Source organism: Cohnella hashimotonis, from assembly GCF_030014955.1.
GTDB lineage: Bacteria > Bacillota > Bacilli > Paenibacillales > Paenibacillaceae > Cohnella > Cohnella hashimotonis.
Genome location: NZ_JAGRPV010000002.1, coordinates 155,346 through 181,295, shown reverse-complemented (window position 1 = coordinate 181,295; position 25,950 = coordinate 155,346). Strand labels below are relative to the sequence as shown.

29 protein-coding genes and 2 riboswitches are annotated in these 25,950 nt (G+C 60.5%); of the genes, 6 read left to right on the top strand and 23 right to left on the bottom strand.

Going from position 1 to position 25,950, the window contains the following annotated elements; translation table 11 throughout:
* Positions 1-18: 18 nt before the first annotated feature.
* The 11 genes from atpD to upp form a co-directional block, all read right to left on the bottom strand.
* Complete coding sequence (gene atpD / locus KB449_RS35360; RefSeq protein WP_282913118.1) at positions 19-1,425, bottom strand: F0F1 ATP synthase subunit beta; 1,407 nt, start codon at positions 1,423-1,425, stop codon at positions 19-21.
* Positions 1,426-1,501: 76 nt separating this feature from the next.
* The gene (atpG, locus tag KB449_RS35355; RefSeq protein ID WP_282913117.1) at positions 1,502-2,377 is read right to left on the bottom strand and encodes an ATP synthase F1 subunit gamma; all 876 of its coding nucleotides are present in this window, start codon (positions 2,375-2,377) and stop codon (positions 1,502-1,504) included.
* A 91-nt stretch (positions 2,378-2,468) separates the two neighbouring features.
* Positions 2,469-3,983 carry a F0F1 ATP synthase subunit alpha gene (gene atpA, locus KB449_RS35350; protein ID WP_277534577.1) on the bottom strand — a complete coding sequence of 505 codons (1,515 nt, stop codon included), beginning with the start codon at positions 3,981-3,983 and terminating at the stop codon, positions 2,469-2,471.
* A gap of 42 nt (positions 3,984-4,025) precedes the next feature.
* Positions 4,026-4,571, bottom strand: coding sequence for a F0F1 ATP synthase subunit delta (locus KB449_RS35345; RefSeq protein WP_282913116.1), 546 nt, complete (start codon positions 4,569-4,571; stop codon positions 4,026-4,028).
* A complete protein-coding gene (atpF, locus tag KB449_RS35340) occupies positions 4,568-5,053 on the bottom strand; it encodes a F0F1 ATP synthase subunit B (protein WP_282913115.1) in 486 nt (161 codons plus the stop codon). The genes KB449_RS35345 and atpF overlap by 4 nt, the downstream gene beginning before the upstream one ends.
* Before the next feature lie 115 nt (positions 5,054-5,168).
* A complete protein-coding gene (gene atpE / locus KB449_RS35335; protein WP_090116173.1) occupies positions 5,169-5,390 on the bottom strand; it encodes a F0F1 ATP synthase subunit C in 222 nt (73 codons plus the stop codon).
* A gap of 35 nt (positions 5,391-5,425) precedes the next feature.
* On the bottom strand, positions 5,426-6,181 hold the full coding sequence (atpB, locus tag KB449_RS35330) for a F0F1 ATP synthase subunit A (RefSeq protein ID WP_277568219.1): 756 nt from the start codon (positions 6,179-6,181) through the stop codon (positions 5,426-5,428).
* A gap of 1 nt (position 6,182) precedes the next feature.
* Positions 6,183-6,593 (bottom strand): ATP synthase subunit I, encoded by a 411-nt coding sequence (locus KB449_RS35325; RefSeq protein ID WP_282913114.1) that lies wholly within the window; start codon positions 6,591-6,593, stop codon positions 6,183-6,185.
* Positions 6,590-6,841 (bottom strand): AtpZ/AtpI family protein, encoded by a 252-nt coding sequence (locus KB449_RS35320; protein WP_282913113.1) that lies wholly within the window; start codon positions 6,839-6,841, stop codon positions 6,590-6,592. The genes KB449_RS35325 and KB449_RS35320 overlap by 4 nt, the downstream gene beginning before the upstream one ends.
* Before the next feature lie 359 nt (positions 6,842-7,200).
* On the bottom strand, positions 7,201-8,340 hold the full coding sequence (gene wecB / locus KB449_RS35315; RefSeq protein WP_282913112.1) for a non-hydrolyzing UDP-N-acetylglucosamine 2-epimerase: 1,140 nt from the start codon (positions 8,338-8,340) through the stop codon (positions 7,201-7,203).
* Between the two features lie 32 nt (positions 8,341-8,372).
* Positions 8,373-9,002: a uracil phosphoribosyltransferase gene (upp, locus tag KB449_RS35310; RefSeq protein WP_282913111.1), complete on the bottom strand. Its 630-nt coding sequence runs from the start codon at positions 9,000-9,002 to the stop codon at positions 8,373-8,375.
* A 175-nt stretch (positions 9,003-9,177) separates the two neighbouring features.
* On the opposite strand from upp, the gene KB449_RS35305 reads away from it, so the two are divergent.
* The 4 genes from KB449_RS35305 to KB449_RS35290 all read left to right on the top strand — a co-directional run bounded on the left by KB449_RS35305 (position 9,178) and on the right by KB449_RS35290 (position 12,892).
* Positions 9,178-9,864: an S-layer homology domain-containing protein gene (locus tag KB449_RS35305; RefSeq protein ID WP_282913110.1), complete on the top strand. Its 687-nt coding sequence runs from the start codon at positions 9,178-9,180 to the stop codon at positions 9,862-9,864.
* Positions 9,865-9,975: 111 nt separating this feature from the next.
* On the top strand, positions 9,976-10,287 hold the full coding sequence (locus KB449_RS35300) for an acetyl-CoA acetyltransferase (RefSeq protein ID WP_282913109.1): 312 nt from the start codon (positions 9,976-9,978) through the stop codon (positions 10,285-10,287).
* Positions 10,288-10,420: 133 nt separating this feature from the next.
* Positions 10,421-11,746 (top strand): MFS transporter, encoded by a 1,326-nt coding sequence (locus KB449_RS35295; RefSeq protein WP_282913108.1) that lies wholly within the window; start codon positions 10,421-10,423, stop codon positions 11,744-11,746.
* A gap of 108 nt (positions 11,747-11,854) precedes the next feature.
* Entirely contained in the window at positions 11,855-12,892 is a 1,038-nt protein-coding gene (locus tag KB449_RS35290) for an NADH:flavin oxidoreductase/NADH oxidase (RefSeq protein WP_282913279.1), read from the top strand.
* An 873-nt stretch (positions 12,893-13,765) separates the two neighbouring features.
* Here KB449_RS35290 and KB449_RS35285 read toward each other — a convergent pair.
* From KB449_RS35285 to rpiB, 9 genes are all read right to left on the bottom strand, one after another.
* Positions 13,766-14,512, bottom strand: a complete 747-nt coding sequence (locus KB449_RS35285) for a hypothetical protein (protein ID WP_282913107.1) — start codon at positions 14,510-14,512, stop codon at positions 13,766-13,768.
* A 127-nt stretch (positions 14,513-14,639) separates the two neighbouring features.
* Entirely contained in the window at positions 14,640-15,419 is a 780-nt protein-coding gene (locus KB449_RS35280; protein ID WP_282913278.1) for a DUF4247 domain-containing protein, read from the bottom strand.
* The gene (locus tag KB449_RS35275) at positions 15,416-15,931 is read right to left on the bottom strand and encodes a DUF4178 domain-containing protein (RefSeq protein WP_282913106.1); all 516 of its coding nucleotides are present in this window, start codon (positions 15,929-15,931) and stop codon (positions 15,416-15,418) included. The genes KB449_RS35280 and KB449_RS35275 overlap by 4 nt, the downstream gene beginning before the upstream one ends.
* A 24-nt stretch (positions 15,932-15,955) precedes the next feature.
* Entirely contained in the window at positions 15,956-16,360 is a 405-nt protein-coding gene (locus tag KB449_RS35270; RefSeq protein ID WP_282913105.1) for a DUF350 domain-containing protein, read from the bottom strand.
* A gap of 169 nt (positions 16,361-16,529) precedes the next feature.
* Complete coding sequence (locus tag KB449_RS35265) at positions 16,530-17,198, bottom strand: PspA/IM30 family protein (RefSeq protein ID WP_282913104.1); 669 nt, start codon at positions 17,196-17,198, stop codon at positions 16,530-16,532.
* Between the two features lie 174 nt (positions 17,199-17,372).
* Positions 17,373-18,449 carry a KamA family radical SAM protein gene (locus KB449_RS35260; protein ID WP_434082577.1) on the bottom strand — a complete coding sequence of 359 codons (1,077 nt, stop codon included), beginning with the start codon at positions 18,447-18,449 and terminating at the stop codon, positions 17,373-17,375.
* Between the two features lie 163 nt (positions 18,450-18,612).
* Positions 18,613-18,758, bottom strand: a riboswitch (cyclic di-AMP (ydaO/yuaA leader).
* A gap of 107 nt (positions 18,759-18,865) precedes the next feature.
* Positions 18,866-20,116, bottom strand: a complete 1,251-nt coding sequence (locus KB449_RS35255; RefSeq protein WP_282913102.1) for a serine hydroxymethyltransferase — start codon at positions 20,114-20,116, stop codon at positions 18,866-18,868.
* A 151-nt stretch (positions 20,117-20,267) separates the two neighbouring features.
* The gene (locus KB449_RS35250; RefSeq protein ID WP_282913101.1) at positions 20,268-20,867 is read right to left on the bottom strand and encodes a TIGR01440 family protein; all 600 of its coding nucleotides are present in this window, start codon (positions 20,865-20,867) and stop codon (positions 20,268-20,270) included.
* Positions 20,868-20,892: 25 nt separating this feature from the next.
* Positions 20,893-21,351 (bottom strand): ribose 5-phosphate isomerase B, encoded by a 459-nt coding sequence (gene rpiB, locus KB449_RS35245; protein ID WP_282913100.1) that lies wholly within the window; start codon positions 21,349-21,351, stop codon positions 20,893-20,895.
* An 89-nt stretch (positions 21,352-21,440) separates the two neighbouring features.
* Positions 21,441-21,522: riboswitch (ZMP/ZTP riboswitch) on the bottom strand.
* Positions 21,523-21,624: 102 nt separating this feature from the next.
* Between rpiB and KB449_RS35240 the strand changes: the two genes are divergently transcribed.
* The gene (locus tag KB449_RS35240) at positions 21,625-22,239 is read left to right on the top strand and encodes an SLOG family protein (protein ID WP_282913099.1); all 615 of its coding nucleotides are present in this window, start codon (positions 21,625-21,627) and stop codon (positions 22,237-22,239) included.
* 136 nt (positions 22,240-22,375) lie between these two features.
* The gene (locus KB449_RS35235; protein ID WP_282913098.1) at positions 22,376-23,263 is read left to right on the top strand and encodes an Rpn family recombination-promoting nuclease/putative transposase; all 888 of its coding nucleotides are present in this window, start codon (positions 22,376-22,378) and stop codon (positions 23,261-23,263) included.
* 78 nt (positions 23,264-23,341) lie between these two features.
* On the opposite strand, the gene KB449_RS35230 is transcribed toward KB449_RS35235, so the two are convergent.
* The 3 genes from KB449_RS35230 to KB449_RS35220 form a co-directional block, all read right to left on the bottom strand.
* A complete protein-coding gene (locus tag KB449_RS35230) occupies positions 23,342-23,923 on the bottom strand; it encodes a low molecular weight protein arginine phosphatase (RefSeq protein ID WP_282913097.1) in 582 nt (193 codons plus the stop codon).
* A 56-nt stretch (positions 23,924-23,979) separates the two neighbouring features.
* A complete protein-coding gene (locus KB449_RS35225; protein WP_282913096.1) occupies positions 23,980-24,537 on the bottom strand; it encodes a manganese efflux pump MntP in 558 nt (185 codons plus the stop codon).
* A gap of 235 nt (positions 24,538-24,772) precedes the next feature.
* A complete protein-coding gene (locus KB449_RS35220) occupies positions 24,773-25,867 on the bottom strand; it encodes an L-threonylcarbamoyladenylate synthase (protein WP_434082575.1) in 1,095 nt (364 codons plus the stop codon).
* Positions 25,868-25,950 lie beyond the last annotated feature (83 nt).

The window sequence follows — 25,950 nt, the reverse complement described above, 5'->3', positions numbered from 1 at the left end:
ACCTCCATCAAAAGCGGATTAGAGCCCTTGAGCGAGCTTCTTCGCCTTCTCGACTGCGCCTTCAATCGAGCCGACATTATGGAACGCCGGTTCCGGAAGATCGTCATGCTTCCCTTCAAGGATCTCTTTGAAGCTGCGAACGGTATCTTTAACCGGCACGTATACGCCAGGCATGCCGTTGAAGGCTTCGGCAACGTGCAGCGGCTGGGACAGGAACAGTTGGACGCGACGCGCGCGCAGAACGACGAGCTTGTCGTCCTCGGACAGTTCGTCCATACCGAGGATAGCGATGATATCGAGCAGTTCCTTATAGCGTTGAAGCAGCTTCTTGACGCCTTGCGCGACGGCATAGTGCTCTTCGCCGACGACTTCCGGCGCCAGAACGCGGGAGGACGATGCCAGCGGGTCGACGGCCGGGAAGATACCCATCGCCGCGATGTTCCGCTCGAGGTTCGTCGTCGAGTCCAAGTGAGCGAACGCCGTAGCCGGAGCCGGGTCGGTATAATCGTCCGCCGGTACGTAGATCGCTTGGATCGAGGTAACGGAACCCTTCTTCGTCGAGGTGATCCGTTCTTGCAGTTGACCCATTTCGGTAGCCAGCGTCGGCTGGTAACCTACCGCGGACGGCATCCGGCCAAGGAGGGCGGATACTTCGGAGCCGGCTTGCGTGAAGCGGAAGATGTTGTCGACGAACAGCAGTACGTCGCGTCCTTCTTCGTCGCGGAAGTACTCGGCCATCGTCAGACCCGTCAGCGCGACGCGCAGACGCGCGCCCGGAGGCTCGTTCATTTGGCCGAACACCATTGCGGTCTTCGCGATAACGCCGGAGTCGCTCATTTCGTGGTACAAGTCGTTACCTTCGCGCGTACGCTCGCCTACGCCTGCGAATACGGAGATACCGCCGTGCTCCTGAGCGATGTTGTGGATGAGCTCTTGCATCGTAACCGTCTTGCCGACGCCTGCGCCGCCGAAGAGGCCGACCTTACCGCCCTTGGCGTAAGGCGCCATCAGGTCGATGACCTTAATGCCCGTCTCCAGGATCTCTTGCGAGGTGGAGAGCTCTTCGAAAGGAGGCGCCTGGCGGTGAATCGGATTCGCGATCGTGCGGTCGACCGTACCGGCGTTGTCGATCGGGTCGCCCAGCACGTTAAATACGCGGCCGAGCGTCGCCGGTCCGACCGGTACCGTGATCGGCGCGCCTGTATCGACGGCTTCCGTACCGCGGATGAGACCGTCCGTCGAAGACATGGCGACCGTGCGGACCATGTTGTCGCCCAGATGCTGCGCGACTTCGACCGTCAGCTTGACTTCGCGTTCGCCGGTCTGATGAATTTGGATTGCGTTGAGGATGTCCGGCAGATGGCCGTTGTCGAACTCGATGTCGACGACCGGGCCCGTGACCTGGACAATGCGCCCCTTGCTCATTCGTGTCCCTCCTGTAACTTCAGTCTATATCCGTATCCTTCGCTTCGCGGGCGGCCTGGCCGCCACGAGCGAAAGTTTAGCTCAATGCGTTTGCGCCGCCGACGATCTCAGCGATTTCCTGCGTAATGGCCGCTTGACGTGCGCGGTTGTACGTCAGGGTCAGCTCGTTGATCCGTTTGGTGGCGTTCTTGGTCGCGTTGCTCATTGCCGTCATCCGCGAACCGAACTCGCTCGCCTTGTTCTCCAGCAGCGCGCTGTAGACCAGGGTTTCCGCGTACTTCGGCAGCAGGACGTCCAGCACCGCTTCCGGAGACGGCTCGTATTCGTAGCCTGCGCTCGGTCCGGCTTGCTTCGTCGCGCCGAGCGCAGAAGCGTCCAGCGGCAGCAATTGCTTGACCGTCGGCAGTTGCGTAAGCGCGTTGATGAACCGGTTGTAGACGAGATGGACCTCGTCGTACGTCCCTTGCTCGAACCCGCCTACGGCCGCCGCCGCGATTGCCTTCACGTCGGCGAACTTCGGCGAGTCGGGCACGCCGATGACGTCCTGGACGATCGCGTAATCGCGGCGTTTCAGGTAGTCGCGGCCTTTGCGTCCGATGACGAACAGATCGTACTCCGCCTTGGACTTGTGCTTGCTCTTGAGCGTGTCCACGAACTTCTTGAGCAGACCGCTGTTGAGACCGCCGGCCAGACCGCGGTCGGACGTAAAGATCACATATGCAGTCTTCTTCACCTCTCGGGTTTGGAGCATCGGGTGCTTGACGCTGCCGCCGCCGCCTGCAATGCTCGAGACGACTTCCTTGAGCTTGTCGGCATAAGGCCGGCCCGCGAGCGCCGCATTCTGCGCGCGCTTGAGGTTCGCCGCCGCGACGAGCTCCATCGCCTTGGTGATCTGCTTCATGTTCTGCGTGCTCTTGATCTGACGCTTAATCTCGCGCATCCCTTTAGCCATTCATGTCACCACCTTATTGTCCGCGCCGGGCGACCTCGCGGTCGCGCGGCGGCGCGGAAGCTTCTATGGCCGAAGCCTTCGCTATCCAAGCTTAAGCGGTCGTAGCGAAGCTCTTCTTGAAGGCGCCGATCGCTTCGACGAGCGCCTTGTCGTTATCGGGCAAAATATCCTTCGTATCGCGGATGGACGCCAGGATCTCGGGGCGCTGCGCATCCAGATAGCTCAGGAACTCGGATTCGAAGCGGCGAACGTCTTGTACCGGCACGCTGTCGGCGTGGCCTTTGGTGACCAGGTACAGGGAGACGACTTGGCGCTCCAGCGGCATCGGTACGTTGATGCCTTGCTTCAGAATCTCGAGGGTGCGGATACCGCGGTCGAGACGGGATTGCGTGACCTTGTCAAGGTCGGAACCGAACGCTGCGAACGCAGCCAGCTCGCGGTATTGGGCGAGGTCGGTCTTGAGCGTGCCCGCGACCTTCTTCATCGCCTTCGTCTGCGCGGACGAACCTACGCGGGATACCGAGTTACCGACGTTGACGGCCGGACGCTGACCGGAGTAGAACAGGTCGGACTCGAGGAAGATCTGACCGTCGGTGATCGAGATGACGTTCGTCGGGATGTAAGCCGAGATGTCGCCGGCTTGGGTCTCGATGAACGGCAGCGCGGTGAGCGATCCGCCGCCGAGCTCGTCGTTCAGCTTGGCTGCGCGCTCCAGCAGACGGGAGTGCAGGTAGAATACGTCGCCCGGATAAGCTTCGCGGCCCGGAGGACGGCGGAGCAACAGGGACAGCTCGCGATATGCTGCGGCTTGCTTGGTCAAGTCATCATAGATGATCAGGACGTGCTTGCCGTTGTACATGAATTCTTCGCCCATGGCGCAGCCGGTGTAAGGCGCGATGTAGAGCAGCGGGGACGGCTCGGATGCGCTCGCCGTAACGACGATCGTGTAGTCCAGCGCGCCTTGACGGCGGAGGGACTCAACGACTGTACGGACGGTCGATTGCTTCTGGCCGATGGCGACGTAGATACAAATAACGCCATTGCCCTTTTGGTTGACGATCGTATCGATCGCGATCGTCGTCTTGCCGGTCTGGCGGTCGCCGATGATGAGTTCCCGTTGGCCGCGGCCGATCGGGATCATCGCGTCGATTGCCTTGATGCCGGTTTGCATCGGCTCGAATACGGACTTACGGGCCATAACGCCCGGAGCCGGGGATTCGATCGGGCGGAACTTCGTCGTTGCGATCGGACCGTTGCCGTCGACCGGCTGACCCAGTGCGTTGACTACGCGGCCGAGCATCGCTTCGCCGACCGGCACTTCCATGATGCGGCCGGTACGCTTGACTTGGTCGCCTTCGCGAATGCCGGTGTACGGGCCCAAGATGACGACACCGACGTTGTCTTCTTCGAGGTTGAGGGCCATGCCCACGACGCCGTTCGAGAATTCAAGCAGCTCGCCGGCCATCGCTTTTTCCAATCCGTGGACGCGAGCGACGCCGTCGCCGACCGTGATGACGGTACCGACGTCAACGACTTGGATATCGGATTGATAGTTCTGAATCTGCTGCTTGATCAGCGTGCTGATTTCTTCAGGACGGATACTCAATTCGTTCACCCCTGTCTCCTACTTACAAGATACATGCGTATATTACAGACTCGTTTGAAGTTCTTTGGACAGACGGTTCAGCTTGCCGCGCAGGCTGCCGTCGTAGAGCGTGTCGCCGATGCGGACCGTAATGCCGCCGATCAGCGACTCGTCGACCTCGCCGATAACGCGAACCTTTTTGCCGATGACCGCGGCGAAGCTAGTCGCGATCTCTTCGGATTGTTCGGGCGTGAGCGGCTTGGCCGAGGTGACCACGGCGTCGGCGCGTCCGAGGACGCCTCCGGCGACCGACATGTACGCGTCCAGCACGGACGGAATCTCGGTCTCGCGACCGCGTTCGACCAGCAGGCTGACCGTGTTCAGCACGATCTGGGAGACGTTGTCGCCGAACGTGCTGCGCAGCAGCGCGATTTTCTTGTCCAGCGTGATGTTCGGGGCCGACAGAAAAACGCGCAAGTCCGCGTTCGCTTCGATCGCGTCCGCGACCAGCTTCAGTTCGTTCTCCGTGCCGGCTACCGCGTCTTGCTCGCTCGCCAGATCGAAGAGCGCTCTGGCGTATCGTTTGGCTACGACCGTGCCGCGGCTCATGACTTCTTACCTACGTCTTTGAGATATTGATCGACCAGTTCGCCTTGGGCGCCCGCATCGACTTGCTTCTCGAGGATCTTGCTGGCGATCTGAACGGACAGGCCGCCGACTTCGGATTTGAGCGAAGCGATCGCCTTGTTCTTCTCGGCTTCGATGTCGCGTACCGCTTCTTCCTTCAGGCGGCTCGATTCGCCGCGCGCCGCGGAGATGATGTCGTCGGCTTGCTTGGAGCCGGTCGACTTCGCTTGCTCGATAATATCATAGGCTTCCTTGCGTGCTTGCTGCAGCGATTGCTTCTGCTCTTCGAGGAAACGTTCGCTCTCGGAGCGGTTGCGCTCGGCCGTGTCGATCTGCTCTTTGACAAGCTGACGGCGCTTTTCCATAATGCCGAACAGCGGACCGAAGGCGTACTTCGACAACAGCAGATACAGGATGCCGAATGCGATGACTTGAACAAAAAAGTTGGTCCATGTGATGGTCAACGATAGCCACTCCTTTCACCCAAAAACTGTCGATCAAATCCGAATTGCGTCCTCTTGCATAAGGAAGGCGTGGAGGCAGATGGCTCTCCGCGCCTAACGTTATAGATGAAATTGCTTACTTCGCCATGAAGATGAACGCGAGGACGAGGGAGATGATCGGCAGTGCTTCTACCAGACCTACGCCGATGAAAGCCGTCGTTTGCAGGGCGCCGCGCAGCTCAGGCTGGCGGGAGATGCCCTCGACCGTCTTGGAGAAGATCAGACCGTTACCGATACCGGCGCCGAGCGCGCCAAGGCCGAACACGATTGCAGCTGCTAACAGAGCATAAATTTCCATTTGTGAATATCCTCCTCGAATTGGGTACTTTGAGATTAATGATCTTCTTCGTGAATGCTAGCCTGACCGATGTAAACCATGGTCAGCATCGTAAATACGAACGCTTGGATGGCGCCTACGAATATACTGAAGCCCTGCCAGACGAGCAGCGCCGGAATCCCGACCCAGCCCATGCCAAGGATAACGCCGATCATGACTTCGCCGGCGTAGATGTTGCCGAACAGCCGGAGACCCAGCGTCAGCGGCTTGGCCACCGTCTCGATCAGGTTGATCGGAAAGAAGAACGGCCACGGCTCGAAGTAATGCTTGAGATAATGCTTGCGGTTGTGGCGGAATCCCTGAATGTGCGAGATTACGATCACAGTGAGGGCGAGACCCATTGTCATAGCGGCGTCTGCCGTAGGAGACTTCCACCATGCGAAGTGGGCTTCCTCCTCGCCGTTCATGAACAGATCCATTCCGAGGAACGTCGCGTGACCGTGCGCTTCGGTAATGAAGTTGAACGGAAGGCCGAGCATGTTGCCGATGAAAATGTAGATGATCAGCGTAAGACCGAGGCTCAGGTAGACGCGACCCCGCTTGAAGTCTGTCGCCATCCCGATGATGTTGCTGACGAACTCGACGACCCATTCCATGAAGTTCTGCAGCTTGCCGGGATTGTCCACGGACAGGTTGCGTACGGACAGGCGCGCGAGTACAAATGCGACGACGCTGGTCACGATGACCATTATGATAGCCGCAAGGTCGAACTTCACACCGCCGAGAATGACGATTGGCGCTAAGTGATCCATGTTAGTGCTTTTCACCCCTTTCATCGGTGGCGTGGCCGCCTTGGCGGCGTCTGGACAAGATACCCAGTAGGAGTGTTGCCAACGGCGCCGCAATTAATCCCGCTACGGTAGCCGGGAGATTGAACTCGAGCAGGCGAACCGACACAAATGCGGCGAGCAGGGCCAACGCAGCGCGGGAAAGGAAGCCGAACCCCGAGCGGGGTCTTCTTCCGCCGGACGCGGCTTCGCCGATCCGAACGGTCTTCCAAGCCAAATGCCACGCGACGAGCAAGCTGCCGATCGCACCGATCAGGAACCCTCCGAAGACAGTCTTGTAAGCGGGCAATACCACCCACCCCAGACATCCCATGGACAAAAAAAAGAACGTAATGCGGGAAACCTTCTTCATCAGAGCAGGCAAATCGTCCATCATTTGCCCCTTCCCTTGACGGCGAACTTCCGAATGAGGCCCACAGCCGAACCGATGCCGGCGACGAGGCCGACGATAAGCCCGACCAGATACCAAGTTGAGGTGCCGCGGTTGCCGTCAACGACGGATCCGACCCACCAGCCCAGGCCTACGCACACGGCCAGTTCGACACCGATAGCGGTTACGAGCCCGGCTGCGCGCCACGGATTCTCGTCCGGCGGCAGAGGCGGTTTTCGTTCGGATTCGGGCATGGACATCCGCTCCTTCGATCCCATCAACAAGAAATTCGACTTAAAGTAAGCCCTTTCTTCCTAATGGTTCAGGTAATATTGTATCCTTGGCCGATGGGATTTGTCAATTCGCATAAATTCAAACATTATGTGAACGCAAGCCCGCCAAACCCTTGATAAATCTGGATTCTTCCGATGTCCAAACCATACAGTTGCGCTGTATGCTGTAGACAATTCACGCGGCCTTCTTTGAGCCGTGCGAGCCGATTCGTCATCCGGCGAAAAATTCGCCGTCATAATTTGGCACCTCGCGTATGCACAAAAGGCGACGGCCCGCCCAAAGGATCTCTCTCCCCTGCGCTTAACCGTCGCCGGGCTCGTCAACCCTCGAAAGCCGACGGCCGTTCTCCCCTGCCAAAATGATGCAGGATCGCTTGCGCGATCCGTCGCGAAGCCTGCCCGTCCCCGTACGGGTTCGCGGCGCGGCTCATCCGTTCGTACAATTCCGGATCGGTGAGCAGAGCGCTCGCTCTGTCGAAAATCAGGTGCTCGTCCGTACCGACAAGCTCCAGCGTACCGGCTCCGACGCCTTCCGGGCGCTCCGTCGTATCCCGCAGCACGAGCACGGGCACGCCGTACGAAGGCGCCTCCTCCTGAATGCCGCCCGAATCGGTCAGGATCAGATGCGTGTGATTGTAAAAATTGTGCAGTTCGACGACGTCGAGCGGATCGATCAGCCGGATGCGCGGGTGATCGCCCAGAATCTCCTCGGCCGGACCCTTGACGGCCGGATTCGGATGCACAGGGTAGACAACGGCGATATCTTCGTACGCCTCGGCAAGCTTGCGGACCGCGCGGAAAATTTGCCGGTGCGGCTCCCCCTGGTTCTCGCGGCGGTGTGCCGTCATCAGGACGAGACGTTTGCCCTTTGCCCAGTCGAGTACCGGATGCGAGAAATCCGGGTTCACCGTATATTGGAAAACGTCCGTTACCGTGTTGCCGGTCACATAGATTCGGTCCTCGGGCTTGCTTTCCTTGCGCAGGTTGCCCGCCGACCACTGGGTCGGCGCAAAGTGCGCGTCCGCCAGCACGCCGGTCAACTGCCGGTTCATCTCCTCCGGATAAGGGGAAAGCTTGTTCCACGTACGAAGGCCCGCTTCGACGTGGCCGATCTGGATCTGCTGCAGGAAAGCGGCATAGCTCGCCAGGAAGCTCGTCAGCGTATCGCCGTGCACGAGCACCATATCGGGCTTGGCTTCGGCCAGAATAGGCTCCAGTCCTTGCAAAACGCGGATCGTGATCTCGTTCAGCGTCTGCCCGACCTGCATGACGTTCATATCGTAGTCCGGCCGGATATCGAAAATATCCAGCACCTGGTCGAGCATCTGCCGGTGCTGCGCGGTTACGCAGACGGTGGATTCGATCAGTCCGGGGTATTTTTGCAGTTCCAGCACGAGCGGCGCCATCTTGATCGCTTCGGGGCGCACGCCGAATATCGACATGATTTTAATCGGTTTCACTATTCCGTACCTCCCGCAGGCCCAGCTCTGCTTTATTTGGTTCCGTACAGCCGGTCGCCGGCATCGCCGAGGCCCGGCACTATGTATCCGTGTTCGTTGAGGTGCGAATCCAGGGCGGCTACGAAAATGTCGATCTCGGGATGCGCCTCCTGAACGGCCTTGACGCCCTCGGGCGCCGCGATAAGGCACATTAGCTTGGTCGGCTTGCAGCCGCGCTGCTTGAGGATCGAGATCGCGGCGTTGGCCGAGCCGCCCGTCGCGAGCATCGGATCGAGTACGATAAGTTCACGTTCCGCGACGTCGGTCGGCAAGCTGACGTAGTATTCGACCGGCTGCAGCGTCTCCTCGTCCCGATACAGCCCGATATGGCCTACGCGAGCGGACGGCAGCAGCTTGAGCACGCCGTCGACCATGCCCAGGCCGGCGCGCAAGATCGGGATCAGGCCGACCATCCTGCCCGCGATGATCTTGCCCTCGGCTTCGACGACCGGCGTCTGCACCTTCGTCGTCGTGAGCGGAAAGTCGCGCGTGGCCTCGTACGCCATCAGCGTGGAGATCTCGTCCACCAGCTCCCGGAACTGCTTGGTCTCCGTCTTTTTATCGCGCAAAAAAGTGACTTTATGCTGAATCAGCGGGTGGTCGCAGACTTGCAATCGCCCCATGGTGTTCCTCTCCTTTATCCGTTCAGATGCCCGTTCATTATAACATTGTCTCCTCCACGGCGCATCCATGCGTCGCCTTCGCTTCCAGACCGCTCCTGTCCGCTCAAAACCCCCTGCAACGTTCGGCGTCGCGCGCCGATAATCATATCAGAAACGATAAGGGAGGCGCGTTGATTTGAAAAAGACAAAGCAAGCTTTATCCGCGTTAACGGCAGGCGCACTCTTGCTGGCCGCGCTCGGCGGCGGCGCAGCCGCGGCTACGACTGACAAGACGGCGGCAGAGAACAAGCTCAAGGCGCTGATCGATGCCGGCATCGTCTCGGGCGATCAGAACGGCAACCTCAACCTGGGCGACAACATTACTCGGGCACAGCTAGCCATCATCGTGGTTCGCGCATTCGGCCTAGAAAGCGAAGCCAAACCGCCCGTTCAGACAGCTACCTTCACCGACGTAGCCCCGGGCTCCTGGTACAGCGGCTATATCTTGTCGGCCAAAACTCTGATCGAAGACAACGGCTACACGCTCGGCACCGGCAACGGCAAGTTCAATCCGAACGGGAATATCACGTCGGCCGAAGCCGTGGCCCTTCTTTGCAAGTTCCTGGGCATCAAGCCGGATTCGTCTACGACGGATTGGGCGTCCGCTTACGTCAAAGCCGCGTTGGAAAAGGGGATCCTGGACGCTACTTCCGCCAAAGGGATCAGCAAAACCAAGGCCGCCACTCGCGAGACCGTGTTCACGTACGCGAATACCGCATTCGGGGCAGTCAAAGACGAGGACGGCAAGACGGTTTACGAGAAGCTGAAGGAAGGCGTCGGCAGCGGCGTCTACAACAAAAAAGAGAACGGCACCGCGCCGTGATGTCCGTCGGCTGCGCGGACTGAGGCGGCGTCGTCCCTCCATCCAGGCATTCGTCACCCTTAGGCCTTCCTCCGCATAGGCTGATGACACAAAGCCCAGGGAGGATGGACCATGACTTCGAAAAACAAAGCCGTGGACAACAGCGCGCATATTTACGAGGCCGATCAGGATTGGGTGGCGGGCGCGAAGCAGCTCCGGCAAAAGCTGTCGGATGTATGCGGCGCCCATCATAACCGCAATGTGCGGGTTAAAACGATCGACGGGCATACGTACGAAGGAACGGTCGTTGGACTCGACGGCTGCCACCTTCATCTGGCCGTCTCGCCGAGCGCCATGGACGCACGCTTCTTCGGCCCTTTCGCCGCGAATTCGATCTTGACGCTCGTGCTGTACGAACTGCTCGTCATTACGCTGCTCATTTGATCGACGTTTCGATCCCGCCTCCCCGAAAGGAGGCGGGATTTTTTTCATTCATGATTTTCCCGCGCCGCGACCATCCTAATCAGACTGCGCCCGATCCGGGCATTGAATTCCAGCGGGACATCAGGAGGTCGGCATGCCGGGTACTTCTTCTAAATCCTCTCGTTACCCGCTGACGGGTCGCGAGCGGGAGCGCGACTTCGCGGTTGCGGGACGAGCGGAGGACGAGCCGCGAGCGACAAAAAAAGCCAAGCTCGACCGCCAAGCCGTGCTGCTGCTCGCCGTGAACGCGTTGTTCACCTGCGGAAATGCGTTGTCCGCCACTTTCGTCAACATTTACATTTGGAAGATCAAACACGACTACGCGCTGCTAGGCTGGTTTGCCGTCGTGCACCAACTCTCGATGTCCCTCACCTTCTGGCTGGCCGGAAAATGGGTCAAGGAAGGTAATAAGATGAACACGCTGCGCGGAGGTGTCATCGCGGCAGCCGCTTTTTACGGCCTGGTGCTCGCCTTCGGAACGCGCGCCGCGGACGCAGTGCCCGTCCTGGGGCTCGTTCAGGGCGTATCCTCCGGGCTTTTCTGGCTGTCTTTTAACGTCGTCTACTTCGAGATCACCGGCCCGGGCAACCGCGACCGCTTCAACGGCTGGGCCGGACTGCTAGGTTCGCTGTCCGGCATGCTGGCGCCCTGGCTTTCCGGCCTGCTCATCTCGAGCAGCGGCGGCAATGCGGGCTATCGCCTCATCTTCGGCATCTCCCTGGCCATCTTCGTCGCGGGCGCCGCGCTCACTTTCGGACTCCGTAAGCGGGAGCCGTCCGGTCGATACGATTGGCGCATCGGGCTTGGCGAGCTTCTTCGAAAAGGCAACCCGTGGCGCGCCATCACCGGCGCGATGGTCGCGCAGGGACTGCGGGAGGGCATCTTCGGATTCGTCATCGCCCTGCTTGTCTATACGTCGACCGGCAGCGAGATGAAGCTCGGGAGCTTCTCGCTTTACACGTCCGCCGCCGCCTTCCTCAGCTTCTGGATCGCCGGCAGGCTGCTGAAGCCGGGCAGGCGATTCTGGGGCATGCTCACGGGCGCTGTGATGATGACCCTTTTTATTGTGCCGCTCTTATGGGGGACAGGCTATTCCGAGCTGCTTATTTTCGGCTTAGGCACCGCTATTTTCGTTCCGCTCTTCTCCATCCCTTCCGTGTCGGTCGTATTCGACCAGATCGGAGGCAACGAGGCCGACGTCAAGCGGCGGGAGGAACGCGTCATCCTTCGCGAGCTGGCGCTGAATGCCGGTCGCTTCGCGGGCGCCCTGACCTTTATCGTTTGCGTCTCCGTCAGCGCCAATCCCGCGCTTATCCGCGTGCTCCTGCTCGTGTTCGGCAGCTCGCCGCTGCTGGCATGGGCGCTGCTGCGCAAACGTCTTCGGCGAGCGGCGAACGCGGAGTCGAAGGCGGAGTCATAAGGCGGATTTCGTTTATCCGAGTTACCAGGTTGCACAACTATTTTTATGCGGGTACAATATTAACTGATACTTTATTGTATACAGTTCAGAGGGAAGCGAGTGAAATGGATGAGCCAGCTTGGATCCCCTTTTACGTTAAAGGGATTAACGCTCCGCAATCGCATCGCCATGAGCCCGATGTGCCAATACTCCGTCGAAGCCGAGGACGGGGCGCCTAACGAATGGCACTTCGTTCACTACGTCTCCCGCGCCGTCGGCGGCGCCGGACTTATCCTCGTCGAGATGACCGACGTCGAGCCGGACGGACGCATCTCGAACCGGGATCTCGGCCTGTGGTCGGATGAGCAGATTCCCGCTTACCGGCGCATCGTGGACGAGGTCCACAAGCATGGCGCCAAGATCGGTATTCAGATCGCGCACGCGGGACGCAAAGCGCTGGACGCTGAACCGCCGGTCGGCCCGTGGAACGAGCCTTTCGACGACAAAGCGAAGCAGCCGCGCGCGCTGACGACCGAAGAAGCTTGGGCAATGGTCGGCAAATTCGCCGATGCCGCGGCCCGCGCGGTCAAAGCCGGCTTCGACACGATCCAGCTGCACGGCGCGCACGGCTACCTGATTCATCAATTCCACTCGCCGGGCATCAACAAGCGCGACGACGAGTTCGGCCGCGACAAAGCCAAATTCGGCGTCGAGGTGATCAAGGCGGTCAAAGCCGTGCTGCCTCCCGATATGCCGCTCCTCATGCGGGTATCCGCGGTCGAGTACGCCGAGTATGCCTACGGACTCGACCATATGCTGGAGATTGCGCGCGCCTATGTCGACGCCGGCGTCGACATGTTCGACGTCTCCACCGGCGGTGAAGGCGGTCCGGCAGTGAAGGGTAAGCCCGGCAACTATCCGGGCTACCAGGTACCTTTCGCGCGAGCGCTAAAAGATGCGCTCGGCGTACCCGTCAGCGCCGTCGGCATGCTGGACGATGCCGAGCTCGCCGAGCACGTCGTCGCATCCGGCGACGCGGATCTCGCCGTGATCGGCCGCGCCATGCTGCGCAATCCGTACTGGGCGATCGACGCACTGCGACGTCTCGACGGCAAAACCGATCTCGTCGCAACGGCGTACGAACGAGGCTACCCCGGGCATCGCTGATATCGCGATGCTATGGAGCCGACGCGGACCTGGCGCCGCGTCGGCTTTTTATGTTGTCCGCCCACCGCCTACCGCTCATCGTATCATATCGCCACCATGCACATTTATTGTGCATCTTCATCCCCACCGCCCCTCAATCGTCACCTCACGCAACCACCATGCACAATTTCTGTGCATCTTCACTCCTGTCGCCACTCTCACATCTTCTCACGCGGTCACCATGCACATTTATTGTGCATCTTCATCCCCGCCGCCCCTCACTCGTCGCCTCACGCAACCACCATGCACAATTTCTGTGCATCTTCACTCCTGTCGCCACTCTAACATCTTCTCGCACGGCCACCATGCACCATTCTGGTGCATCTCCGCCTCCGCCGCCCGCGATTCTCCGCCTCGCACGGCCACCATGCACCATTCTGGTGCATCTCCGCCTCCGCCGCCCGCGATTCTCCGCCTCGCACGGCCACCATGCACCATTCTGGTGCATCTCCGCCTCCGCCGCCCGCGATTCTCCGCCTCGCACGGCCACCATGCACCATTCTGGTGCATCTCCGCCTCCGCCGCCCGCGATTCTCCGCCTCGCACGGCCACCATGCACCATTCTGGTGCATCTCCGCCTCCGCCGCCCGCGATTCTCCGCCTCGCACGGCCACCATGCACCATTCTGGTGCATCTCCGCCTCCGCCGCCCGCGATTCTCAACCTCGCACGGCCACCATGCACCATTCTGGTGCATCTCCGCCTCCGCCGTCCGCGATTCTCCGCCTCACACGTCCACCATGCACCATTCTGATGCATCTCCGCCTCCGACGCCCCCCCGACGCTCCGCCTCACACGGCCACCATGCACCATTCTGGTGCACCAAGACGGAAATTCACTTTACCACCTTTGCGTTCAGCAAGTAACGATACTTGCGTTTGTGATCCATATTCATGGGCACGATCAATCCTTTTCTCATTAACGATGCAATGTGTCTCGATATCGTATTGCGGTGCAAGCCCAATTCTGTCCTTAATTCGTACGGCTCTAATGGCGCCGAAGAACGGTGCGCATAATCAAGTATTCGCCTTTCGAGAATTGTAAGCGCTACGTTATCTTCAGAATCAACCCTCGTTTTCCCCAACATCTGCTGCAGAACCTGCTGACACTGCCTAGGTTTGTCGCGAATGGACAGAAAGGCGAGTCGGATCACGGACCATCCGTCGATGACGAGGTGATTTTGGCGCATGAGTTCGTCTTCGTACTCTGCAGGCGAGGCATTCAGGCGATGCGACGCGCGGCCGTCTATTTCGATGGCCAAGCGATATGCGTTGGTGAAGAAAACGAAGTCGATGTAACGGAATCCATCCTTGTAGTCCTTCACCTCGTATTCAGGAATCAATCCCTTTAGGCTGCCGAAAGCGGGAAACCAAGTGAAGCGCAAAAAGTACATGGAAGCATACGTCAAGCCGGACCTCAGCCGCTGAAGCCTGGCACCTTTGGCTGCCCTGATTGTCGCTGCCCACCAAGTAGCGAATGCTTTTTCGAACTGACGGTTGACCTCCGGATCGCCTTGCACGTAGGAAGGATCGGACTTGAAGCGCTCCAAGCTAAAAGCTATCTCTTCACTGCCGAAATTCATCTTTTCTCATCTCCCCATCACGCCGAATAAAAACAAAAACGCCGCCCGCTCCCATCATCCGAAATGAGGGAACAAGCGGCGCGTGCTTCACGCCGATATGGTTTTTGTTAATTTCCGGTCAAGGCCGTCATCGTCGCCTGATCCTCCCCGAGCCGCCGAAGCTCGTTCGCGGCTTCGTCGTCTTGCGAGGCTTGAAGCTTGAGCCGGATTTGCCCTTGGAGCCGCTCGTGCCGTCGCGTGTGATGCTGCCCGTCGTCGGCTTCTTTTTGCCGAACAGTCCGTCAGACCCTACGCTGCTGCCGGAGTCGGACTTGCTGCCCCGCTTGAAGATCGAGCCCTTCTTGTCCACCGTGAGCGGCGGCGCGACCTTCTGATCGCTCACCGTCGGCGTCCGGTAAGAGCCGGTGGTCGGCGGATACGACTTCTGGTTGCCGTAGCCGCGGTAGTCGCCGTAATAACCGCCCCGCGACGAATCGAACAGATTGCCGATCAAGCTCGCGAGCAGGTAGCCTTCCAGGAAAGAGGGGCTGTAGTTCTGCCGCACATATTCCTTGGAGTCGACCTCGATGAGGCTGTCCTCCGGCTTGTTCGGATCTTTTTGCACGTGAATGATCTGATCCGAATAGACGAGAAACATATGCTCGGGATCGTCCTTGGACACCTGCTCGGGCTTCTTCTTGGCCTCCAGCGCGGTCGCGACCTCCTGAACCGTCTCGCCCGCCGCCCTGTAGACATACGAGGTCTGGCTGCCGCTGCCGCTGACCGATTCAAGCGGATACGTTTCCTTAACGTTAAGGCTCGACCCGCACGCGGACAGCAGCGTTACGACGAGAGCCAGCATGACGGTCAGGTGAATGGAGGAACGCAGCCATCCGCGACCGGATCGCCGGCGCGCCGGCCGGCTCATCGTCCGCTTCCTCTCAGCCACTCCACGTCTCCCGGCAGCACGCTCTCGCCTTCATACAGCATGAAGCGCCCGTCCTGCCATTCGATCCGCAGCAGCTTGCGCCCGTCGGATTGAAAACGCCATACGTAAAGCTCGCCTCCAGCCGAGGTAAAAGGCGTGCTGCCCGCCTCGACGATCCGCGTGCTATATTGATCTTCCAGATGATAATCGACACCGTCCAGCTCGATATGCGCCGGGACCTCGTCCATCGAATCGAGACGCCCGTCAATCGTGCTGAACAAGGAATACGCCGTATCGAGCCGCTGTTCGATGTTCAAATAGCGAACGTCCGCGCCGTCCCGAAGCGTCAGCCACACCTCGTTGCGAGCCGTCGGCTTGATGCGCCCGGTCACCTGGTAGGTGACCAGCGACACCTCGCATACATCTCCGGGCCCCATCGTCAGCACGCTGCGCTCCTGAGGTAGCGGCTCGGCTTTTTTTAAAATATTTTTAACCCGCTTGAACAAGCTCATCTCTTGTCCTCCTCTCCCGCAGCCCTACAGGCACGAGCCGATGATCATCGCACCGACCAGATGCAGGGAGCCCGCGATCAGACCATGCCCTACGATGCCGTCCCGCACGCCCTCGTCCAAGCGCAAATCGCCAATCCGTCTGAACGCGAATTCGACGATCCACTCCAGCACGAAGAGGATGACGAACGATATGAAGGAGACGAGCAGCGCTTCGCCCAAATCGTCGGACGTCACGATCGAGCGGGACAGGATGTAACCCTGTGCGACGAGCTTCAACACAAACCGAACGGTGACTGCCGTATTGCCCCGCTTCATCTCGGCCATATCCTTGTACTTGGTAAAATAAGCGTCGATGCCCATAAGAATGAACAGGAGCACCGCGCCCGCCGCCGTCCACAGCAGCGTGCCGACCACGTTTTCAATCGTCAATGTTAACGCCTCTCCTCCCGCGGTTAAAAACCGGGCGGTTCCGCATCGACTTGCGGGAACGAGCCGCCCGAAGCGCTCCGTTTCGGACGCGCCATAACATACTTTCCTTATTTTAGCTTAGATGGGCGTTTGAAAAAAGGACCCCGCGGGGGAGTCCTCTTGGATCGCCTTAGCTCTCGTACTTTTTCATCAGGGCCGCCAGTTCGTCCTCGACGGCTTTGTCCTTGCCGAGCGCCGCGAACTCGTCGTCCAGCGACTTGCCCTTGGACTGGCTGAGCTCCTCGGTCGCCTCGGCGTGCGCTTCCATCTGCCGGACCTTCTCTTCCATCCGGCTGAGGCCGGACATCGCCGTGTCGGTCCCGAAGCCTGCCATCGCCTTGTTGATGCCGGCTTGCGCCTTGGCTGCGTTCGCACGGGCGACAAGCGTCTCGCGCCGGTTTTTGAGGTCGGTGAACTGCTTGCGCATCTCGTCGAGCTTCAGACGCAGATTGTCTGCCGCCTGCTTGTTCTGCTCATAGCTCGCCTTGTACTCGGCAACCTTGGTCTCCGCAGCCTTCTTTTCCTCGAGCGCGCGGCGCGCGAGGTCGATATTTTTCGCCTGCGCCGCGATGTTCGCCTGCTCCTCGCGCTTGGCGACGAGCGCAGCCTGTTCCTCGTAGAGCTGCTTGAATCGTTTCTCGATCGCGATCTGGGCGGCGACCGCCTTTTCCGCGTCCTCGAGATCCTCCGCCATGTCGCGCAAATATTGATCGGTCATTTTGACCGGGTCTTCCGCCTTTTCGATCAGGGCATATACGTTAGACAGCGTGAGATCGCGCAATCGTTTAAAAATAGACATTTACACGAATCCTCCTCTTGTCCGCTCGTTCGCGGCTATGTATTGTAGTACGCGGGATACAGGCCGACCGTTTCAACATTTCCCCGAAGACGCCCAAGTATCCGCCAAAATAAATATACATCCGGTCCGCCTCGGAAGGCAAAGCCGGATGTATGGCACGAAAAGCGCGAAGGATCAATCTCCGATCTGATAAGGCCGCTTCACATAAGAAGTGCGGAGCCCGTAATCCTCGGAGTCCGTCCAATCGATCGTCAGCGACCCGATCCTGGATTCGCTGCCCGGCAGATCGGTTAGCCACAGCGCGTCGTCAGGGCAGTCCGCCGTGATGAACTTGCCCGCGTCGTCGTCTGGAGAAGCGTGGAACTTGAGATAGGCCTTGCCGCCCTCGACGGCCAGCACTTCGATGAAGCCTGCATCGTGGTTGACCGCAAGGCGCGCCCGCCGCCCGAGTCCCGCAGTCGTCAGCTTGGCTTCCTCGACGAGACGGTAGGCTCTGGACAGCGACACGGCGAACTCGCCGCTCTCCTCCCTCGGACGGTCGACGAAAAAGTAATACGGGGTCACGCCGGCCAGCTCGAGGCGCTCCAGCAGCTCGCCCAGCAGCTCCGGCGCGTCGTTGATCCCGCCCAGGATCGGCGTCCGGTTTACGATGACGGCTCCGGCGTCGCCGAGCGAGCGAAACGCACGGATCGCTTGTTCCGTCATCTCACGCGGATGATGAATATGCGCCATCAAATAGAGCGGCTTGGAAGGCGTTGAAAATTCGCGGATAAGGCGCAGCAAGCCTAAGTCGTCCGTTATGCGCATCGGCTCCATGACCGGCATACGCGTGCTGAGCCTGATAATTCCGACATGCGGGATGGCCCGCAGGCTTTGGATGAGCTTGCGCAGCTTAGGCGTGGGCAGACTGAAGCAATCGCCGCCCGCCAGGATCACCTGCCGGATCTCCGGATGGGCAGCTACATATTCGAGCGCAGGCGACACGCCCTCCTCCGCCTCCGTCTCGGGAAGCATCAGAAACGCGGACGTCCGAAACTTGTGACGGTAACCCTGAGCCAAATATTCGGCTTCTTCGTCCGAGGCACCCCAGATCCCTTTGCCGCCGGCCGCCGGCAGAGACGGAGACAGCAGCTTGCGAAGCGGATCGTTGGCATCGCCCCAGTCGATGAGGCTATGATAATACGACGTATTCGTGGTCGTGCAGAAAGGAGCGGCAGCGTCTTGGTCCATGTTTCTAGCGAATTCAGGCATGGCCAACGTAAATTCCTCCTTCTCCCGGTCTAAAGTCGACACGCCTCGAAGGACAGAAAAGACCCTTCTGCAGCAGGCGCGCGCAATACGCTTAGCCAGACAGAGGGGTCTTGTAGAGACGCCAAAAGACCCGGCGAGGGTCATTCAAGCTTCAATAAATTAGATGTGACCCATCCACTGCCTACGAGGTTAGCTGACGGACTCGGATAAGATGGTACCCTATGAAGCCTGCAATGGCTTCAATTCGCCCCATAAAGACTTGGTTCCCCCGTTTCCCGGCCGATACCGGGAATTAAGCGTACACTTAGTTTATACTGAATGCTCCGAATCGTCAAACAAACGGCGCCCATTTCGGCCTCGAAAGGTCAAAAATGGGCGCCTGTACCTGTTTTTAGGATACGCTGACGAGACTGGTCTTAGTATTCAAGACCTTGATACAGCGGATATTGCGAGGCGAGCTCGCGAACCAGCTTGCGCGCCTCATCCAGCTTGGTCTCGTCCTTGGCGTTCTTAAGCGTGATCGCGATCGCCTGGCCGATCTTTTTCATCGCCGCGGCGTCCATGCCGCGCGAAGTTACGGCCGGCGTTCCGATGCGGATGCCGCTCGTGATGAACGGGCTCGTCGGATCGAACGGAATCGCGTTCTTGTTGACGGTGATGCCCACGGAGTCGAGCAAGTGCTCGGCATCCTTGCCCGTGATGTTCAGGCTGCGGGTGTCCACGAGCATCAGGTGGTTGTCCGTGCCGCCGGAGACCAGGTTGATGCCTTCTGCAGTCAGCGACTCCGCAAGCGCCTTGGCGTTGGTCACGACGTTAGCCGCGTAGTCCTTGAAGGACGGCTGCAGCGCTTCTCCGAGCGCAACGGCTTTGGCCGCGATCGTGTGCATAAGCGGACCGCCTTGCGTGCCGGGGAATACCGCCTTGTCGATCGCCGCCGCCCAAGGCTTGGTGCACAGGATCAGGCCGCCGCGCGGGCCGCGCAGCGTCTTGTGCGTCGTCGTCGTGACGAAGTGCGCGTGCGGCACCGGGCTCGGGTGCTGGCCGCCTGCCACGAGGCCGGCGATATGCGCCATGTCGACCATGAACAGCGCGCCCACGTCGCGAGCGATCTGGCCGAGCACTTCAAAGTCGATGATGCGCGGATACGCGCTCGCGCCGGCGACGATCATACGCGGACGGTGCTTGAACGCGGCTTTGCGGACTTCGTCGTAGTTGATCGTGAAGGTCTGCTCGTCGACGCCGTAAGCGACGAAGTTATACAGCAGGCCGGAAGCGTTAACCGGGCTACCGTGCGTCAGGTGGCCGCCGTGCGCGAGGTTCATGCCGAGCACGGTGTCGCCCGGTTGCAACGTCGCCAGGTAGACGGCGAGGTTCGCCTGCGCGCCGGAGTGCGGCTGCACGTTGGCATGGTCGGCGCCGAACAGTTCCTTGGCGCGGTTGCGGGCGATCTCTTCGGGAATGTCGACGTACTCGCAGCCGCCGTAGAACCGCTTGCCCGGGTAGCCTTCCGCATATTTATTCGTGAGCACGGTACCCATCGCTTCGAGGACGGCTTCGCTCACAATGTTCTCGGACGCGATCAGCTCGAGGTTGTCGCGTTGGCGGCCGAGCTCGAGGTTAAGGGCTTTGACGATCTCGGGGTCTTGCTTGCGCAGATTGGCGGTCATGGTTGGTCCTCCTTAGGGTTATGGAAAGTTGATTTATTGTAAGGGATGGTTAGCGGAAAAGGCATTCGCGTGAAGTGCCGTTAGCCGGTTTTTCCGGCTATCTCGGCCGGGACTCGGCCGCTCGGCGCGCCGTTAGCCGGACAGCTGCGGCTCAGTCGCACGTTCCGGAAGGCGGCGCCTCCCGCTCCCGGCTTGGCAGCGCGTAGACCGCGCGTTCGCCGCCGATCAGCTTCGGGCGCGCGTATGCCATCGTCACCCGCGCCTCGCCGATCCAGCGGCCCGACGGCCTTACCGGCACGGCGACCGGACGCAAGTGCATGCCGATCATCGTTTCGCCGATATCCAGTCCCGCATCGACGGCCACAGCCTCGACGAGGCAGGGATCCGTCAACTGGCTGAATGCATAGGCAGCCATGGAGCCGCCTGCCTTGGGCACGGGCACGGCCGATACGATCGTCCAGCCGCGGGAGACAGCTAAGCTCCGCTCGGTCACAAGCGCGCGGTTCAGGTGCTCGCAGCATTGCCATACGGTCTCGAACCCCCGTCGCTCGCGGACGCGCCGCACGCCTTCATAGATCTCGCGGGCGACGGCAGGCGCTCCGGACGTGCCGATGCGGCGCCCTTGCACTTCGCTCGTGCTGACGCCCAGCACGACGATCTGTCCCGCACCCAAGGCCGCGACTTCGGCCAGCTCGGACAGCGCTTTTTCGACTTGGCCCGCGACGGGCAACGCTTGGTCTTGGTCAGTCATCGTCGCATCGCGCCTCCCGGTCCGTTCAAGGATGAAGTGCCTGCTGCTCTTCGATCGCCTTGACCTTGTTCAGACGTCCGACATGGCGAGGTCCTTCGGAGAAAGGCGTGTCCAGCCAGACGCGAACGATCTCCTCGGCGACGCCCGGTCCGACGACGCGCTCGCCCATCGCCAGCACGTTGGTATCGTTGTGCTCGCGCGTGGCCTTGGCCGAGAACAAATCGTGCACGAGCGCGCAGCGGATGCCCGGCGTCTTGTTCGCCGCGATCGACATGCCGATCCCCGTCCCGCAGATCAGGATGCCCCTGTCCGCCTCCCCGCTGACGACCTTTCCGCAGACGGGCACGGCATAATCCGGATAATCCACCGAATCCCCGCAATGGCATCCGAGATCGATAATCTGGTGACCCTGCGCTTCCAGAAACGGGACGATGACGTCCTTGAGACGATAGCCCGCGTGGTCGGCGCCGATAGCGATGATCATGACTGTACCTACCTCCCTTGATTGTCAGTTGTATTATACCGAATTTGCCGAAAAAAGACGAAAAAGAGCACACGTGCTCAAAGCACGCTGCTCTCTGCCCAGGCGACCGGCCGACATTCCGGTGCTCCACTGTGGTTAATCCCACTTGTGTCGCCAGTTACACCGGAACTGCAACTTGTAGCTACATAATAGCGAAGGAAAATGCCGAAGTCAATCGAAAATAGACTATAATCATCCTTACGAAGATTTATGACGGTTCAGTAAGGAGCGAGCATGAACAATCTGCTGATTACCGGATACCGTGCGCACGAGCTCGGCATTTTCGGACAAAAACACAAGGGCATCCCTTTTATACGGAAAGCGATCGAGTCCAAGCTCATCCCTTTGGTCGAGGAAGGTCTCGAATGGGTCATCACGCCCGGCCAATACGGCGTCGATCTATGGGCTTGCGAATCCGTCATCGCGCTGAAAAAGAATTATCCGCAGCTGCGGCTGTCGATCCTGACGGCATTCGAGGGCCAGGAGGAAAAGTGGAGCGAGGATAAACAAGAATACTACCGCGACATCCTGAAAAACGTCGATTACTATGCGGCAGTGAGCAAGCAGCCCTACAGCGGCCCTTGGCAGTTCACCGCACGCGACGACTTGCTCCTACGCAAAACGGAAGGCATCATCCTTGTCTACGACGAAGAAGCCGGGGATGCCAGCCCGAAGTTTATGAAAGAAAAGGCGCTGCGCAAAAACCGCGAGGACGGCTACCTCTACCTCGCCGTCAGCTCGGAGGACATTCAGAGCGCCGCGAACGAAGAGCAATACGAGATGGCGGACGGAATGGCAGGAGCGGACAATTACGAAGACAGAAGTCCCGACTGGAATGAAGAGATTTAATGGAAGCCGGGAGTTGCGTCGTAGCCGATCGCCTGTTAAACTGATGTCACGAATACGGTCGCAAAGCATGCGTCGCACGCTCTCCCACGAGAGCTGGCGGCGCTTTTTGTTTTCCCGAGGAGCGTGACGATCCGAGATGGCGCCGCACGACGAAGCGTTCAAGAAGCTGCTGCAAACCTTTTTCGCCGAATTCATGGCCTTGTTTTTTCCCGAGCTTTACCGTTCGATCGACTTCTCCCATACTCGCTTTCTCATGCAAGAGCTGTTGGTGGATGTCGTCGGAGGCGAAAAACGCACGGTAGATTTGCTGGTCGAGGTTCGCCTGCGAGGCAAGAACGTATTCATCCTTATTCATCTGGAGCCGCAATCTTATGCGCAAGCGGATTTTGCGGAGCGGATGTTCCTGTATTTTGCAAGGCTGCTGGAGCGCCACCGCAAAACCTATAAAGTGATCGTCCCCGTGGCCGTGTTCACCGGAAACCGCGCAAGAGACGAGCCTGACGGATATTCGATGCGCTTCGAGGAGGAGAGCATCGTGGAATTCCGCTTCCGCAAGCTGGAACTAGCCCGTCTGGATTGGCGGCGTTTCGCCAAGTCGGACAACCCGGTCGCCGCTGCGCTGTTGTCGCGGATGGGTTATAATGAAAAGGACAGACGCGAGCTTCGCCTGGCTTACCTCAAAATGCTGGCGAGGCTGCATCCGACGCTGGACGACGCCAAGCTGGCGCTCGTCATGTCGATTGCGGATCTCTACTACCGGCCCGAATTCGAAGAGGACCGGTCCATTTTACGCGAGCTGCATGCCCGCGATCCGGAGGAGGCCGAACGCGTAATGGAATTGATGCCTGCATGGAAGCGCTGGGGCTACGAGGAAGGCTTGGAGGAAGGTCTGGAAAAGGGCAGAGAGAGCGGCCGCGCCGAGAGCGTGCGCAAGCTGCTGGCCAAAGGCTTTACGCCCGGACAGATCGCCGACCTGCTCGATCTGCCTCAGGAAGAGGTCGCCAAGCTGCGGGATTCGCATTAAAATAGCGCCGCCCGCTCCACAGCCGGAGCAAGCGGCGCTTTGCCGACGTAGTTAAGTAAGAACACTTAAAGCATTCAATCAATCTGCAGCTTGCCGCCCGCCAAAAGCCCGATCGATCGCCTCGCGAATCTCCCGCGCGCAAGCTTCGTATACCGCGAGCGGCCCGCCGTAAGGGTCCGCGATATCAAGATCTGGCGCGCGCCGCGACAGCTCGCTCAGGCGCCGCTTGTCCTGTTCGGGGAACGGCTTGCCGAGCGCCAGCGCCACCTGAAATTCCGCATGAAGGCGATCCATCTCCTGCAGGTCCGGCAGCAGCGCCTCGCTCTGGCTTGCGTATTCCTTGAGCGTATAGGTCTTGGAAGCCGCATGCGGATACCGCTCCGCGATTGCCCGCTTATGGGAGGCGGTCATCGTCAGGATGAGCTCCGCCCACTCCACGTCTCCCCGGTCAAGCCTCGTCGAAGAACCCGGCAGCGCGACATTGCTGCGCCTCAGCGTCTCCGCCGCGTTCGCGGAGATCGGCATGCCCGATTGGGCAGCCACCCCGGCGGACCGCACTTCCATCTCCGCGCCCGTCCGTCTCGCCCAATCCCGCAGCAGAGCTTCGGCCATCGGACTCCGGCATGTATTCCCGGTGCACACCATCAATATACGCCGCATTATCCTAGCCTCCTCATTCGGACGGACCGTCGCCCCGTCACTTTATAGTGAACTAGTTATATCAGAAACAGCAGGCCGAATGCAAACAATATGACCCCGCCGAACGCTTCCCCGTAACCGCCGAGCGACTGGCTCACGCGCGTCCCGAGCAGCAGACCCAGCACGCTCATGGCTCCACCCACGAATCCGAACATCAGCACCGTAAACATCATATGCGCGGAGAACATGCCCAGCGAGACGCCGACCGAAAAGGCGTCGATGCTCACGCTGAGGGCGAAAACGAGCATGCCCCAAAACGTCCGGTGGTTGAACGACGTTACCGCCTCCCCCCGGATCGCGCTGTATACCATATGCCCGCCGAGCAGGATCAGGAGCGCACCCGCAGCCGACGTCGCGACGCCGCCCAACAGTCCGCTCACGTAGTGCCCGGTCAGCATCCCGCCAAGCGGCATCAATACGTGGAACAAAGCGATCAGGGCGCTCAGCTTGAGCACGTCCAGCTTCCGGATGCCCTTAAGCCCGATTCCGATGCCGAGCGAGAAGGCATCCATCCCGAGCGCGACCGCCATAATGCCGATCGTAATCAAATGCCCTGCCGCCGCAGACCATTCCATGCTTTAGCCCCCTTGTCCAGCTAGCCCGATATAGGGAGCATATGCGGACAAGACGGCGAACATGACCCGACGAAAGGCAGGCGCAACGATTGTGGCTGAAGAAGAGCCGGGCGAATATCGAGGCTGCGAGCTTGGTACGATTCGGTGCCGGAGGGCGGAATTGCGCGTGGATCATTCATGCTCGCGTCTAACGGCGAGACAAAATGGTGTTGCGACGCCCTTTGACGGCGCCCGATCAGACCGGCAGCGTCCGCCCGCCGGCCGCCTTGCGCATGCGGTTCATGAGCGCGGCCCCGATGCCTTCCTCCGGGAAGGCTTCGGCCGCGATGAACCGCAGGCCGCGCGCGTCGCATTCGCGCAGCGCCGCGTACAGCGCCTGCGCGGCGGCCGCCGGCGCCGCGCGCGGGCCCAGCGCGATGACGGCGTCCGCGCTGTAAAACCCGGCGTGCTCGTCGCAGCACAGCACGCCCGCAGGCTCGCCCCGCCGCCGCGCGTCGTCGACGGCGGCCTGCACCGCGGCGCGCACGGCCTCCGGCGCGCCGGAAGCGATCGCCATTACGCCCTGCGGGGCGTAATGGGCGTACTTCACGCCGGGCGAGCGCGGCGCGCCCGGGGCTCCCACTGCCGCCGCATCGGCACCGGCGGCATCGATTGCGCTTGCGGCGCCAGGGGAGTCAGCCGCGCCTGCGGCATCGCCGTCGCCTGCGGCAGCCTCCGCGCCCGCGACTACAACGCGGGCCGCTTCGCCCGCCGCCGCGCGCAGCTGCTCGGCCGTCACGCCGCCCGGCCGCAGGATATGCACGTCGCCGCCGAGCACGCGGACGACGGTCGACTCCACGCCGACGCCGGTCGGGCCGCCGTCGAGCACGCCGTCGATGCGCCCGTCAAGATCGTCGCGCACATGGCTCGCGAGCGTCGGGCTCGGCCGGCCCGAGCGGTTCGCGCTGGGCGCCGCGACCGGGCAGCCGGCGGCCGCGATCAGCCGGCGCGCGGTCTCGTGCGCCGGCACGCGCACGGCGACCGTATCGAGGCCCGCAGTGACGCGGGCCGCAACGGCGTCCTGACGCACCGGCAGCACGAGCGTGAGCGGCCCCGGCCAGAAGGCGGCCATGAGCGTCCGCTCCAGCGGCGACACCTCGGCGGCCAGCGCTTCCACGTCCGCCGCATCCGCCAGATGCACGATCAGCGGATTGTCCGAAGGCCTTCCCTTGGCCGCGAAGATCCGCTCCGCGGCCGCATCGCTGCGCGCGTCCGCCCCGAGCCCGTACACCGTCTCGGTCGGAAACGCCACAACGCCGCCTGCGGCAAGCGCCGCGGCGGCTTCGTTCAAGCCGGCATCCCCGTCCGCCGGCGTCCAATATCTCGTATTCGTATGCATGTCCGTCCCTCGCGTTCCTTCAAGTTAGGACGATT